Raw genomic sequence first — 14,571 nt, forward strand, 5'->3', positions numbered from 1 at the left:
AAAGCCCGTTCCTATTGATAGTTTCTATTGATAGGTAAATTATTTATAACCAAGAAGTTTCAATATATCTTCCGGTTCCTGTTTCTCACGGAAAATCTCATACTTCAGCTCTCCATTTTCATCCTTCTGAATAAGGACGTGTCTTGGCTGAGGCATCAGACAGTGATGAACTCCGCCGTAACCTCCGATGGTTTCCTGATAGGCTCCTGTATGGAAGAATCCGATATACAAAGGTTTCGTATCACTGAAAACCGGTAAATAGATGGCGTTGGTATGCTGCTCAGAATTATAATAATCATCCGAATCACAAGTCAACCCACCCAGGAATACTCTTTCGTAAGTATCTTCCCAACGGTTAAGCGGAAGCATGATGAAGTGTCTTGAAATGGCCCATGTATCAGGAAGAGTTGTCATGAAAGAAGAGTCGATCATATTCCATTTTTCTCTGTCATTCTGACGTTTCTGGGAAATGATTTTGTAAAGATTGGCCCCACTTTCTCCAACGGTAAAGCTTCCGAATTCAGTATAGATGTTAGGCTCTTCTACTCCTTCTTCCTCACAGAACTTCTTGATCTGGGAAACGATTTCTTCCACCATATACTGATAGTCATAATCAAAGTTCAGAGAAGTTTTGATCGGGAAACCGCCACCAATGTTCAGTGAATCCACTTCCGGAGCAATTTTCTTCAGACGGGCGTATACACGAAGACATTTATACAGTTCGTTCCAGTAGTAAGAAGTATCCTTGATTCCCGTATTGATGAAGAAGTGAAGCATTTTCAGTCTTGCATTCGGGTGTTCAGCAATTTTCTGGCTGTAATAAGGGATAATATCTTTATATCCGATTCCCAGTCTTGAGGTATAGAATTCGAACTTCGGTTCTTCCTCTGAAGCGATTCTGATTCCGATATTGAATGTAGAATCAATACTTTCTGTAAGTTTATCCAACTCGCGGTAGTTATCCAGAATCGGCGTAATATTTTCAAAACCACTGTTGATCATGTCTGAAATCTTTGCCAGATAATCATCCGTTTTGAATCCGTTACAGATCACTTCAATGTTTTTATCTACTTTCTCTTTTTCATAAAGAGATTTCACAATATCCATATCATAAGCCGAAGACGTTTCTATTGAAATATCATTCTTCAAAGCTTCTTCCAACACGAAATTGAAATGACTGGATTTTGTGCAGTAGCAGTAGGTATAATTCTTTTTATATTCGGTTTTCTCAAAAGCTTCTTTAAACCAGCTTTTCGCTTTCTGAATATTTTGAGAAATTCTCGGCAGGTAGCTAATCTTTAGCGGGGTGCCAAATTGTTCAACAACATCCATTAAAGGAACATCGTGAAACAACAAATTGTTCTCAGAAACATTAAACTCCTCTGTAGGAAAATATAATGTCTGATCAATAAGTTCCGAGTACTTTATTTTCATTTCTAAACAAGTGAATTAAGAAATGCAAAATTGCTAAAAAAGTTTGATTTTTAGGTGTTAAAATTATTATAATTTTAAATAAAGACCCAATATTATATTCTGTGACAATTGATCTCTGATAATCAATAGGTAAACTTCTGAATGTACTCGCTTCTTTTTGCGTCTGAAATTCCCAATGCCTGCTGAATATAAGCATCTGTGGAACCATACTTTTTACGGATCTCCTCAAAAGCGGCATCAAGGTATCTTTTTTCTACCCAGCTCAGCTTTTCCAGCACCTGTAAATCCATTTTCGGATACAGGAAATGCAGATTGTTCGCCAGCCTCAGCCTTTTCTGAACAAGTTCTTTTCTATAATTATTGGATAGAAGATATTCGTTGTAGATGGTTTCCCGGTCAAATTTCAGGATGGTCAGAATCAGAGCGGTAGTAATTCCTGTCCGGTCCTTACCTGCTGTGCAGTGATAAAGCACGGGCTGATCAGACTCCAGAATTCCTGTGATAATTTTCCTGATCACTTCAGGATTTTCGGTAACATATTCACGGTAGAAGTCCACCATTCTTTTGTCTGCATCCGAAGCATTTACTTTTCCCTTGAGAACCAGTTTTTTTGCCTGGGCCAGCTGATCTCCTTCATCTTCAAAAGCTGAATATTTTTTATAGATGACTCCATCCGGAAGCTGATCCGGTTTCTCGGCTATTTCTTTTGAGTTTCTGAGATCGATGATTTCCTTTATTCCCAGCTTCTCAAAATCATTAAAGGATTTCTTTTTCAGCTGATGAAGATGAGCACTTCTGTACAACTTGCCTTCTTTTAAAGTTCTTCCTTCTGTATTTTTGATATTTCCTACTGTCCGGAAATTGGCTACTTTTCTGATACCGGTTACTTTTTCAGTTTCACCTCTGCCATATTCCGGGGTTTCAAAATGCTGAGTCCTGCATGAAAAAATACAGAACAGTGAAAGGGTGACCGATAATATTTTTACTGTCTTATTCAATAGTTTTTATTTAACACCAAAAGGCACAAAGTTTTAAATCCTTAAATTCTTTTAGTTTATGATAAACCGTTTAAAAAGTACACTTACGCTTTTGAATCTCTGATATTCTTCTAAAGTGTCTGCTGAAGGTTTTTATATTACGTTTTTTGGCTAAAGCCAATGGATTTATTTTCTTTTTATTAAACGGGCTAAAGCCCGTTTCTATCGATAGAGATGCCGAATGATTTCCACAAAAAATGAATTTATAATCAGTATTTAAATTACAAATAATTTTTCCCGATAAAAATCAGCAGATCTCCCTTTTCATAGTCTATGGAAACTTCATCTTCAACGGCAAAGTTCCGGGTTCCGATTCTTGAGGTAATGCTTAAACTTCCATTCGTTAAAGGCCAGTTCAATCCTTTTGTCGTAATATTTTCTACGGAAGGAAACGGATACAGTGACACCATCTTATCCCTCACTTCTTTGAGTTTAAAATTTTTCGGAACAAAATAATATTCAGAAAATTCATCATAAAATTTCAGATCCATTCTATCTTTAAAAGCATAAGCTACCGTAAGATTTCCTAAAAAATGATCCTGTTCTCCCCCACTTCCGCCAAAAACATCTACTTCCTTATATCCTTTTCCGGCAATAATATCTAACGCTTTGTAAAAATCTGTCTGATCCTGATCCGGTGTATGGATAAATTTCTCATGATAAATATTTTCATCAGCACCGGAATGTGAATCAAAATCACCGGAAATAAAATCCAGCTTCTCTAATGGGAAATTCATTCTTTTTACATAATGAAAAGCACCATCGGTACAGGCAATTAATCCGTATTTTTCCAGATCCGGAAATGATTTTGGAGCGTCTCCGTTGATGAAAAGTAATACTTTATCTTTCATTCGGGTTCCAGTAATCTTCCTGTTCGTTATTTAGTTTTGAAACATATCTTGCCAGCACGAAAAGATAATCTGACAATCTGTTCAGATATTTGATCAGCTCAGGACGTACTTCTTCAGATTCATTCAAAAACACCAGCGAACGCTCGGCTCTTCTGCAGATGGTTCTGGCAGCGTGCAAAAATGTAGCAGATTTTCCACCGCCGGGAAGAATAAAATACTGAAGGGGTTCCAGTTTTTCATCAAAAGCATCCATCCACTGCTCCAGTTCTTCAATTTCTGTTTCTGAAATAATGATGGGCAAACGTGATTTTCCGTTGGCCAGCATCAGTTTATCTACCGGCGTTGCAGCTTCTGAACCTACGGTGAATAGATCGAACTGTATTTTTTTCAGTTGCTTCAGCACCTCTTCATCTTCAATATGGCTTTTTGCAATTCCTATGAAGGAATTCAGTTCGTCTATATTTCCATAGCTCTCTACTCTGGCACTGGCTTTGGAAACTCTTGTTCCGCCATAAAGTGCCGTCTGGCCTTTATCTCCTGTTTTCGTGTAAATTTTCATAGTACTAAAATACCTTTTTTTGAACAATGTAAAAAGTAAAATGTAGTAATAGCTTCTTATTCTATCAGAAAATAATTAACTGACATTAGAAACTAATGTCAGTTAATATTTGCATAACGGGATTTTATAATTTTTGAGATTTGCCTGTTCTTTGTTAAGGATGACAAAGCGAATCCCAATTCCTTTAGATATGAATTAAAAAGTATAATTAACATTTAACTGAAAAACTGTTCCGTTAAATCCAAACTGATTAACCTCCCAAGGATATTTGAACCTTCCTCCAAGATCTGTTACCACATCTCCTTTGCTGTCTATTACATCCGGATAAATATTAAATAAATTATTTACAACTCCGGAAACTTTAAGATCATTCGTGATTTTATAAGTTAAAACGATGTCTGTAACTACCTTGCCAGAAAATGTCTGATCTTTGGCAGGATCAGTGGCGTGCTGCCATGTAACAGAACCAAAATAAGTATTATTAAGGTTAAAGTTAAACTTTGACATGTCATACGAAAGACTAAGAATAGTCTTTGTTTTTGGTCTTGCAGAGATAATTCTGGATTGTTCTTTTCTGTCAAAAAAGTTTTCTGAGTAGCCATTTTGAGCCAAAATAGGTGGAACGGCAATATTATCTACTATTTTAGTTTCGTTATAATTAAAAGCAGCAATAATTCCCAGTTTTCCTTTGCCAATAGCAGAAGTATAATAATTAGCTACAAAATCTACTCCTTCCGTAACTGTATTTACAGCATTAGTGAAAAACTTCAGGGAGGTTATTTTATTATTGTTTAGTATGACTTCCACTGGATTTGTTAGATCCGGATTCCCCGGAGCACCGGTTTTGTACCCAATATCTCCTGAGAAAAGTACCCGGTCTTTAATTTTTATTCTATAATAATCTGCTGTTATAGTCAGGTTTTTAAAAGGTTTTATGGCAAATCCTCCCGTAATGTTAAAGGCTTTTTCAGCATTTAATCTGGGTACCCCGAGATCAGATCTTATAATTTGAGAGTCATTGTTAAAAGTACCCTGATTGGCTACCGTGTTTCCTGTAATTTTGGTTTGTACATTGGAATAATAAATCTGATGTAATGAAGGTGCACGGAATCCTGTAGAAACAGATCCACGGAAAACCAATTTATCATCTAACAGCTTATACCTTGCATTTCCTTTCCAGGAAACATTATTCCCAAAATCACTGAAATTTTCATACCTCACAGTTCCTCCAAGTAACAAGTTTTTCGTAACATCCCATTCCGCATTCATATAAGCTCCGATATTCTGACGATTTTTATTGACTTCATTTTGAGGCTGCAGTCCCGGAAATGATTCTGCACCACTTCCTATATAAGACGCTTCCTCTCCTGCTCTTGCCTGATAATTTTCATTGCGCACTTCAGCTCCGGCTCCTAAAACAAGTGCACCAAAATCCCGGCTGATATCTATGTTTCCTATAATATTACTGAACTGGTGGCCACCTGCTTTAAAACGGGTTGGGGAATTTGTACCTAAAGATGTATTAATGGTATTTGCTACAGCATAATCTACTGCATTAGAACCAAAGGTTGCACTCCCATCAAAACTCCATTTTCCAAACATCCCTTTCCACCCTGAAGTTAAATTATAATCATAAACATCTGTTTTAAATTCCGGTTGAAATCCGTTGTAAGGTTGTCCTTTTGGAGTTAATAAGCCAAAATCTGAAGTTACCCAATAAGGTGTTCTATACAAAGCAAAACTAGTCCCATTTCTGTAAGTTGTACCCCCAAAAGCATAAAATTTGCCTGTTTCTCCTGTTGGCAGCTCAAAATTGACAAACATATTGCCCACTTTTGTTTCCGGCTGCCCTATGATCATTCCTAAACCCGGATTAGCCTGCGTCCAGGCGTTATCCACACCAAAAAGTTCATCTTTTGTAATGGATCCGGCACGGTTCGTTTTATTTTGGGATGAAAACCCTAATGTAAGATTCAGACTTCCGGTTTTTGCTATTCTGATTCCGGTATTAAAATCTGCTCCGATATTAAAGCCGTCTCCTTTTGAAGTAATACCTGAAAAAAGGTTAACTGTACTTTTTCCAACACTGTTCTTAAGAATAATATTAATAACTCCTGCAATAGCATCAGAACCATATTGTGCAGATGCTCCATCCCTCAATACCTCAACGTTTTGTAAGGCTGCTGAAGGAATACTTTTCAAATCCGTACCTACTTCACCTTTTCCAGGGGTATCATTTACATAAATTAAAGCACTTTGATTTTTCCTTTTACCGTTCACCAAAACCAATGTTCTGGAAGGTCCTAATCCTCGTAAATCAGCAGGATCAAAATGAGCCGTTGCATCAGAAACGGTTTGCTGTGATGAATTGAAAGAGGGAACGGCATAGGTTAAAGCTTTATCAAAAGTAACCTGTCCTGTGGATTTTAATTGTACGGCGGAAATATTATCAATAGGAATTGCTGAGGTAATGATGGTTCTGGGTTTGGTTCTACCCGTGGTTACCACCACTTCATCTATTTTATTCTGTTTTATGCTGTCCTGAGCATATCCCATTGCACCAGCTCCGCTTAATACTAATGCATAGATTTTTCCATTAAATAAACTATTCTTCATACCATTTATTAATTATTCAATAAATCTAGCAAAAAGATTAATATTAAATATAAAAATAAAAAATATAATATCAATTCAATTTCATATTTACGAAAATTACGCCATTTCACTAAAATAATAATTGATACACAAAATGTAAATTAATTTATTAATAAAATGAAAAAAAATAAATCAATAACATCACATTTGTATAAAAAAATCAATTAGTGAACATCTGAAATAAACATGATTTTATTCGTTCTGATAAGTAGTTTTCAACGGGGTTAAGATTGCTTCGCCTGTAGCCCGCAATGCCTGGAAATGCCTGGGAAAGAAAAATGGCCGGTAAAAACCGGCCATATCCAAATTATTTATTTACCTCTACGTACTGTATGATGGTCTGATTTTTTGGGTTGTAGATGATTGTACTGCTATTAGGAAATCTCTTCAGTTTATAATATTCAATATTCTTATCATTCTTAATATCTTCCAGAAGACTGGTATCAAAGGTATTGTCAGGAAGGAATTTTGATAAAAAACTTAGTTTATCCACAATACTTTGCCCATCAATTTTACGGGCTTTCTTATCAGATTTATTCTCATCTGAAGTAGGCTGTCCCTCCAGAAAAGGAAGCAATACGGCAATATCAGCCTTGTATTTGAATACGTACCCTTCAGGTCTTCCGGGAATTTTGATTTTCTTTCCCTTTTCTTCGGATACTATGGGGTTTCCTGTATTGGGAAAAACCTCATTGAACTTCACATCCTGGGAATTGGTTAAAGAATTGATAGATTCATTGACCGTTTTCTTTACTGTTTCCTCTACCGCCTGCTGGGCTTTTTGCTGTACTGTTTCGGTTGTTTTCTGAACAGTCTGGTCTATTTTTTCTTCAATTTTATTACACGATACTAATAAAAGAGTGGTAATAGCGGGCAAAATGTACTTCTTCATAATTCTAATTGATCATTTCTTTTTATTAATATACCTTCTTTTAACGGAAAAGTAGTCAGGTATATTTTAGCAAAGGAAAAATATTTTTTTCAATACTCAAAATACTACTGACAAGCTGTTGTCATAACCCCCGCTTACCTTTGTATCAACAACAAACAAAAACAATACATTATGACAACTACAGTAACAGCTACAAAACAATTCATGACCACTGATCAATTATTAAAAGACTGGCAGGGACACAGAAATTTGACAAGAAGAGTGATTGAAGCTTTTCCTGAGAAAGAATTATTTGAATTTTCAGTGGGCGGTATGAGACCTTTTGCAAAACTGGCAGTAGAGCTGATCAGCATCGGCGGTCCTGCATTAAAAGGAATTGTAGAGGGAAATATGGAAGGATATACCGAAGAAGGGTTTAATCCGAAAACAAAAGAAGAGATCTTAAAAAAGTGGGATGAAGAAACAGAAGTAATCAATCACTATTTTAATCAGATCTCTGAAGAGCGTTTCCAGGAAACTTTCAACCTGTTCGGTCAGTATGAATTCCCGGTGTATGAAAATGTTCTTTATTTTATAGACAACGAGATCCACCACCGTGGCCAGGGATATGTGTATCTGCGGGCTTTAGGAATTGAACCGCCTTTCTTCTGGGAAAGATTTTAACTGAAGCCAGGAGAATCAATTTACTGATCAGCTTTTTCTCTTAGCCTTTAAACCATTTCATCTATTTGCATAACTCAGTCAATTTAACCTCAGCAGGAATCTGTTGGGGTTTATTGATGTCTTTCCGTCATTTTGACAAGCAATTCATTGAGTCTGGAGCGAAGACTTTCCGGCTCCAGCACTGTGGCATAATCTGCAAAAGTAATCAGCCAGCGCGGAAATCCGTCTGTCATCCATTCCGTTTCAAAGGTCAGCTCTACGCCATGTTCTGTTTCCACTTCTTCTACCAGGCCATAATATCTTTTAGAGTTTACCAGGTGCCCCATGATTTTTTTGTCGACCAGAAGTTTAGCCTTAACTTTATTTCCATGTGATTTTCTATAATCATTGATCTGACCGTATTCCTGTAAAAAAGGAGTTTGCGTTTTGGAGATCTGCTGAATTCTGTCAACCCTGAATTGCCTGAAATCTTTTCTCAGGATACAATATGCCATAATATACCAGAAATTGAACTCAAAGAAAATTCCCACCGCTTCTATGGTTCTGTTGGTCACTCTGCCATCTACGGTCTGGTATTCTATATTCAGCTGGGTTTTCTCTGCGATACTTTCCAGGATAATGGGAATAACATTTTTCAGAGAATCTCCCGGACTGGAATGGGCGGTGAAAACATCAATCTGTTTTTCGATATTCTGAATCAGATTTTTATCTGAATACCTCAATACTGAACGGACTTTCTCCATAGCCGCCTGATAATGGTTTCCTAAACTTTGATGCGAAAATTTCTGCATCAGTTTTTCCGCAGTAATGAAACTCAGTACTTCTTCTTTGGTAAACATAATGGGTGGAAGTTTATAACCATCCATTAAAGAATAACCATTCCCTGCTTCTCCTACAATAGGAATGCCTGCGTTTTCCAGGGTTTTCACATCACGGTAAATGGTTCTGATGCTCACATCAAATTTTTCAGCCAGATCCTGTGCCCTCACAACAGGTTTAGACTGAAGCTGGGTAAGAATTGCCGTTACCCGGTCCAATTTTTTAAGATAGTGGTCGTTCATATTGCTTCACAAAGCTAAAATTCTTTTTTGAGGTATGCCTTATCATATAAGCTTTTTCAATCAATTTTCTTTATAGGTATTCACCAGTTTATCCAGATTTAAACTGCGGGCAGATGCATCAAAAATTTCACGGTACGTTCCGTCTTTATTGTAAAGCTCATCATGGGTTCCGTTTTCCACTACTCTTCCTTTTTTCATCACATAGATGGTATCCGAATCTAAGATCTGGGATAAAGAATGGGAAATAATGATAACGGTTCGCCCCTGTTTTATAGCATCCAGAGAGTTTTTGATCTGCTCTGTGGCAATGGCGTCCAGGCTCGCTGTAGGCTCATCCAGAAAGATAATCGGCGGATCTTTCAAAAACAGTCTTGCGATGGCAATTCTCTGCTGCTGACCACCCGAAAGCTGGGTTGCATCATGTTTATAGCCATCAGGAAGGTCCATGATCTGATCATGCAGATAGGCTTTTTTAGCGGCTTCCTCTATTTGCTCAAAACCTGCATTCATATCTCCATAGCGGATATTATCTTCAATGCTTCCCTGAAAGATGTGATTACGCTGCAGCACCAGTCCCAAGTCACTTCTCAGAAAGGTATTGTTATAATCATTAAGATTCACATCGTCAAGTAAAATTTCTCCGGAATCCGGAAGATAAAATTTACATAAAAGATTAATCACCGTTGATTTACCCGCTCCGCTCAGCCCTACCAAAGCAGTTGTCTTTCCGTTCTCAATTTTCATAGAAACATGATGAAGCGCTTTTGTACCATTGGGATAGGTAAAATCTACATTTTTCAGTTCAAAGGTTCCCCTGATCGCTTTTTCTACAAAATTCCCGTTCGGCTCGGTTTCATCATCAGCATTTAAAATATCAAAATACCCTTCTGCATAGATCATCGCATCATTCATATCATCATAAATCCTGTGCAGCTGGCGGATAGGTGCCGAAACATTGTTGAACAGCATAATATGAAGCATAATCGCTCCAATGGTCATTTGCTGATCCAGCACCAGATAAACGGTCAGAAGAATGATCAGAACCACTCCGAACTGTTCAATAAATGTCTTTAATCCGTCGTAAATAAAATTGGTCTTTCTGGTGAACATCTGGCTTTCCATCAGCTGCATCTGAAGGTCATACTGTTTTTTACCTTCAAATTTTTCACGGACAAAACTCTTGATCACCATAATAGAGTTGATCAGATTCAACAGCCCTGAAGTTTTTTTCTCCCGTTGATTTCTAAGCTGTCTGCGTACTCCGCTCAGTTTTTTGGCCTGCAAAGAGCTTATGTAAAAATAAATAGGAACAATAATCGTAGAAACAGCCCCCACGTACACATTCTGCATGTACATAATGATCAGGGCAATAATGGCATTGGAAAACAGGGGCAGAATATCAATAAAAAAATTCTGGACCAGCTTGGTAAGGCTTTCAATCCCACGGTCTATTCTGATCTGTAATTTTCCGGATTCATGATTTTCATCATTAAAATAAGCTACTTTGTACGTCAGAATCTTATCAATAGCAGACTGTGCCAAAACTGAACTTACATTGATCCTGATCTTTTCCCCATAAAATTTCTGTCCGAAATTGATAAAGATATTCAACAATTCTTTTCCCAGTAAAATAATGGAAATAACAATCAGGATATGAATACCTTCTGTCATCGGATGCGGAAGATGGGTAAGCTTGGTCACCTCATCTACGGTATACTTCAATACAATAGGGTTCACCTGGGCAGCAAGTGCTCCTAAAAAAGTAAGAAACAGCGTTCCATAGATCATTAATCGGTAAGGTCTGATGAAAGGGACAAGCTGTTTATAAATTCCGAATAAAGTAACGGTTCTGTTGAATGGTTTTGCCATAGGAATTATTTAAACTGAAAAACGTACCGTTTTCAAAAGAAAAAGGTACGTTTTTATTATGATTTTCAGGCTAAAATTTCCGGTTTATTTGATTCCTAAAAACTTTTTAAGAGCCGGATCCGTAGCTTTGATTTGATTCACATCAACACTTTTATTTGAGATTAATGCCAGCCAGTATCCTTCACTGTTTTTTAAAAGATACGCTGTTGACGAAACCGGATTCCCTACGCCACACATTGGCCATGAGCCTTCATATACGGCAAGAAGCTCTACATTTTCACTTTTGATGATTCTGAAGTTATGGGTATAAATATAATCCTTATCCGCTAAAAACCCATTAAACAACCGTACAGATCCCGGATCTACTCCTTTTAGAGTAATCAGCCCGTCACCGTAAGAATAGAGGTATACATTATTTTTATCTTTATAATAAGCATAGGTGCCTGTCATTTTTTCAAAGGTTTCCGGATCTGCTGACGTTTCTTCATTTCCCCAATATATTTTGTTACCGGTTTGCCCTAACAACATACTGTAAATCGTTTTCAACCGGACAGCACCATTAATTCTGACAAGATCCTTCTCCCGCCTTCTGGTCAGATCAATCTGTTCCTGAGTCAGGTTTTCAAAAAAGCCTGTAGTTCTATTATATGCCTGATCATTATAGAAAAGGTACTCATTTATTTTATCACTTATAAACACATTGCTGTTATCCGGAGAGACGGTATAATGAAATGGAATCTTTTTAAGAAAATATCTCTCGGATCTCTGCGTATAATGTATTTCATAAATTCCATTTTTATCATAGTAAAGCGGTTGCTTACTGACCACTCCAAAACTCGGAATATCCAGTTGAGTGCCCTCCAATAAAGTGTTATACAAAAAGATATTCTTACCATCTGTAATCAGAGGGCTGGTTATATGATGACCATCAGCACTCCATATCTTCAATTTGTCCGCATCTGCAATGTCAACAGGCAGAATACTATCACTGCAGTAAATATGATTTTTATCTTTAAAATACGGGCCTTCCAAATGCACAAATGAAGCCGCATCTGCATCTTTTAAAACATCATCCTCATGATACACATGATCCTTATCTTTGGCAAAATAACCTGATACACTTCCAAATGAAGGTATATCTGCACCGTTTAAAATCCTTTTATCAAAATAAACATGGTTTTTATCTTTGGAATAATGCTCTCCGAGCTGAACAAAAGAGTCGGCATCGCCATCCGGAATGACTGTATGGTAAGAATCATTCATCACAAGCTTATTCTTCACCCTATGGAAATGAGGACTGAGGTACTGCAGAGGCTCTCCTTCAAAAAGAAGTTTCTCTCCCCGTTCATAGATCCCGTTTTTATCATAACACCGCTCCCATTCCTGAAGTATAACCGTATGAATATCAATATTGGTTAACTGATCATAGTAATATACCTTGTTATTATACTGGTAATATCCTTTATCGGCAAAATTACCTTTAGAATCTTTAAGAGGGATAAATTCTGAAGCTTTAAAATTTTTAAGCTCAGTAAGGTTTTTATAAATGGCTTTTTGGGTACGCCAGAAAGTACCATCATTTGTAAATCCAAGGTATTGATAGCCTAATGTATCTGTTTTCACAAAATCACCATTCACAAAGACTCCGTCTTTATTTTTAGCCATCCCTGCTTCACTGCTGTTCCTGGAAAATGTAAATGATTTCGTATCAGCTTTGATCACCTTTCTGGTTCTTCTGTCTTTTTGATAAACAAGAGAATGGTCATTGATCAAATAGGTGTAAGGAGCCAGCCTAGGTTTCTCTTCAAACACTAAATCAGGATTAATAACCGGAGCCTTTATGGAATCGGTTTTCTGAGCATATGTCTTTATTGAAAAAACAAAAGATAAAATAAGTAGAAAACACCTCATAATACCAATGTATGTTATGGCACTAATATAGTAATTTCAAAGATTCTGAATTTATTTTATTATTCTCTGAAAAAAACTGAATTTTATCCTTCGTACATATAGGTTGTAAGATAATGCAGTTCCGGCTGGCTTACTTTTTTAGATTCTGCCTGTGCCTGCTCCAGAGAATATTGTGAATTGATTTCTTTTTTCTGGAAAACAAATGAATTGTTTGCATTTTTATCCACTACCTCACTAAAGATATGTTCGATCTCTGAGTTTCCTAATGAAGCAAAACTTACATCTTCAAAACCATGCATCAGCCTCAGATTATCATATTCCTTGAAGTTTTCGTCAACAAATCCCTGCAGGTGAGTTTTTGAATCAAAATTCCCAGCCCAGATATTGTAGGCATACTTTTTCTTCTTTGGTTTGTCTAAAATACTCTGATAAACGAAGTTTTCACCAAGATAAGCTTCTCTTACCTGCGGATCATTGGCAAGATCTTCCGGAAGTCCTTCTTTCAGGATCTTTCCTTCAAACATGATATAGGTTTTGTTGGTGATGGCAAGGGTCTGCTGTACGTTGTGGTCGGTGATCAGAATTCCGATATTTTTATCAACCAGACTTCTTACGATTTTCTGGATATCTTCTACGGCAATCGGGTCTACTCCGGCAAACGGCTCATCCAAAAGGATAAAGTTCGGGCTTGTGGCAAGACAGCGGGCAATTTCCGTTCTACGTCTTTCCCCTCCGGAAAGAAGATCTCCTCTGTTTTTACGAACGTGCTGTAAAGAAAACTCTTCGATCAGTTCATCACATTTGATCTGCTGCTCACGCTTGGAAAGCTTGGTAAGCTGCAGTACTCCCATAATATTTTCTTCTACAGACAACTTTCTGAAAACGGAAGCCTCCTGTGCCAGGTAACCGATTCCCTTCTGAGCTCTACGGTACATTGCATCGGTGGTAATCTCCTGTTTATCCAGGAAAATTTTCCCTGAAGTGGGCTTAACCAACCCTACGATCATATAAAACGATGTGGTTTTTCCAGCTCCGTTAGGACCCAGCAAACCTACAATTTCTCCCTGTTGAACCTGTACAGAAACGCCTTTTACAACTTTTTTAGGACCGTATTCTTTGATTAAGTTTTCTCCTCGTAAAATCATAGGGCAAATATATCAAAAATATAAACTTCACTTATATGTTAATGTAAACTTGTTTACACCATATGCAAACTTATTCACTCCAAATCATTGTAACTTTTCATGATTTCCATCTACTTATTATGAAACAAACCAATTCATTACAAATACTAAGAAAATGGAAAATTACGGCTATACGAAAACAGAAAATACAGGAAATCAGCAAAACAATATTCCATACCGTTCGGAGAAAAAACTTCCGGCTGCTTTATTGGGAATTCTTGTAGGCTGGCTGGCTTTGAATAAATTTTATCTGGGATATACCAAAGAAGGCTTTATTCAGCTGATCCTGAACGTAGTGACTTTGGGTGCAGCTTCCATTATCCCTTTTATTGAAGGTATCCTGTACCTCTTTATGAGTGATAAACAGTTTGACGACACTTATGTTTACGGAAGAAAAGGCTGGTTATAAAAAAACAATTTTTTTGTATTGTGAATTTTTAATTCCATAATTTTAT

The 14,571-nt window shown here is 37.0% G+C and carries 11 protein-coding genes and 1 pseudogene; 2 read left to right on the forward strand and 10 right to left on the reverse strand.

Going from position 1 to position 14,571, the window contains the following annotated elements:
- Positions 1-39: 39 nt before the first annotated feature.
- From BBI00_RS11675 to BBI00_RS11700, 6 genes are all read right to left on the reverse strand, one after another.
- Positions 40-1,434, reverse strand: a complete 1,395-nt coding sequence (locus BBI00_RS11675) for a type III PLP-dependent enzyme domain-containing protein (RefSeq protein WP_065398929.1) — start codon at positions 1,432-1,434, stop codon at positions 40-42.
- A gap of 122 nt (positions 1,435-1,556) precedes the next feature.
- Positions 1,557-2,432 (reverse strand): tyrosine-protein phosphatase, encoded by an 876-nt coding sequence (locus BBI00_RS11680; protein ID WP_065398930.1) that lies wholly within the window; start codon positions 2,430-2,432, stop codon positions 1,557-1,559.
- Positions 2,433-2,692: 260 nt separating this feature from the next.
- Positions 2,693-3,322, reverse strand: coding sequence for a thiamine diphosphokinase (locus tag BBI00_RS11685; protein WP_065398931.1), 630 nt, complete (start codon positions 3,320-3,322; stop codon positions 2,693-2,695).
- Positions 3,312-3,881 (reverse strand): cob(I)yrinic acid a,c-diamide adenosyltransferase, encoded by a 570-nt coding sequence (locus BBI00_RS11690; protein WP_065398932.1) that lies wholly within the window; start codon positions 3,879-3,881, stop codon positions 3,312-3,314. Before BBI00_RS11690 ends, BBI00_RS11685 begins: the two co-directional genes overlap by 11 nt.
- A 195-nt stretch (positions 3,882-4,076) precedes the next feature.
- Entirely contained in the window at positions 4,077-6,497 is a 2,421-nt protein-coding gene (locus BBI00_RS11695; protein ID WP_065398933.1) for a TonB-dependent receptor plug domain-containing protein, read from the reverse strand.
- 346 nt (positions 6,498-6,843) lie between these two features.
- Positions 6,844-7,428: a hypothetical protein gene (locus BBI00_RS11700; RefSeq protein WP_065398934.1), complete on the reverse strand. Its 585-nt coding sequence runs from the start codon at positions 7,426-7,428 to the stop codon at positions 6,844-6,846.
- Positions 7,429-7,599: 171 nt separating this feature from the next.
- On the opposite strand from BBI00_RS11700, the gene BBI00_RS11705 reads away from it, so the two are divergent.
- A complete protein-coding gene (locus BBI00_RS11705) occupies positions 7,600-8,091 on the forward strand; it encodes a DinB family protein (RefSeq protein ID WP_065398935.1) in 492 nt (163 codons plus the stop codon).
- A gap of 110 nt (positions 8,092-8,201) precedes the next feature.
- Here the strand turns inward: BBI00_RS11705 and BBI00_RS11710 are convergent, their stop codons facing one another.
- The 4 genes and pseudogenes from BBI00_RS11710 to lptB all read right to left on the reverse strand — a co-directional run.
- Positions 8,202-9,152, reverse strand: coding sequence for a helix-turn-helix transcriptional regulator (locus BBI00_RS11710; protein ID WP_065398936.1), 951 nt, complete (start codon positions 9,150-9,152; stop codon positions 8,202-8,204).
- Positions 9,153-9,212: 60 nt separating this feature from the next.
- A complete protein-coding gene (locus BBI00_RS11715; RefSeq protein WP_065399721.1) occupies positions 9,213-10,940 on the reverse strand; it encodes an ABC transporter ATP-binding protein in 1,728 nt (575 codons plus the stop codon).
- Between the two features lie 165 nt (positions 10,941-11,105).
- On the reverse strand, positions 11,106-12,932 hold the full coding sequence (locus tag BBI00_RS11720; RefSeq protein WP_065398937.1) for a DKNYY domain-containing protein: 1,827 nt from the start codon (positions 12,930-12,932) through the stop codon (positions 11,106-11,108).
- A 419-nt stretch (positions 12,933-13,351) separates the two neighbouring features.
- A pseudogene (gene lptB, locus BBI00_RS11725) lies at positions 13,352-14,077 on the reverse strand (LPS export ABC transporter ATP-binding protein); the annotation flags it as partial.
- A 154-nt stretch (positions 14,078-14,231) separates the two neighbouring features.
- Here lptB and BBI00_RS11730 point away from each other — a divergent pair.
- On the forward strand, positions 14,232-14,525 hold the full coding sequence (locus BBI00_RS11730; RefSeq protein WP_065398938.1) for a TM2 domain-containing protein: 294 nt from the start codon (positions 14,232-14,234) through the stop codon (positions 14,523-14,525).
- The last annotated feature ends 46 nt before the right edge of the window (positions 14,526-14,571 follow it).

The organism is Chryseobacterium arthrosphaerae (assembly GCF_001684965.1).
GTDB classification, from domain to species: domain Bacteria; phylum Bacteroidota; class Bacteroidia; order Flavobacteriales; family Weeksellaceae; genus Chryseobacterium; species Chryseobacterium arthrosphaerae.

Bases quoted from the DNA above. Each gene is read 5' to 3' on its own strand.
- BBI00_RS11675 (WP_065398929.1), bottom strand. From the start codon at position 1,434: ATGAAAATAAAGTACTCGGAACTTATTGATCAGACATTATATTTTCCT.
- BBI00_RS11685 (WP_065398931.1), bottom strand. From the start codon at position 3,322: ATGAAAGATAAAGTATTACTTTTCATCAACGGAGACGCTCCAAAATCA.
- BBI00_RS11695 (WP_065398933.1), bottom strand. From the start codon at position 6,497: ATGAAGAATAGTTTATTTAATGGAAAAATCTATGCATTAGTATTAAGC.
- BBI00_RS11720 (WP_065398937.1), bottom strand. From the start codon at position 12,932: ATGAGGTGTTTTCTACTTATTTTATCTTTTGTTTTTTCAATAAAGACA.
- BBI00_RS11690 (WP_065398932.1), bottom strand. From the start codon at position 3,881: ATGAAAATTTACACGAAAACAGGAGATAAAGGCCAGACGGCACTTTAT.
- BBI00_RS11715 (WP_065399721.1), bottom strand. From the start codon at position 10,940: ATGATCTATGGAACGCTGTTTCTTACTTTTTTAGGAGCACTTGCTGCC.
- BBI00_RS11700 (WP_065398934.1), bottom strand. From the start codon at position 7,428: ATGAAGAAGTACATTTTGCCCGCTATTACCACTCTTTTATTAGTATCG.
- BBI00_RS11730 (WP_065398938.1), top strand. From the start codon at position 14,232: ATGGAAAATTACGGCTATACGAAAACAGAAAATACAGGAAATCAGCAA.
- BBI00_RS11705 (WP_065398935.1), top strand. From the start codon at position 7,600: ATGACAACTACAGTAACAGCTACAAAACAATTCATGACCACTGATCAA.
- BBI00_RS11710 (WP_065398936.1), bottom strand. From the start codon at position 9,152: ATGAACGACCACTATCTTAAAAAATTGGACCGGGTAACGGCAATTCTT.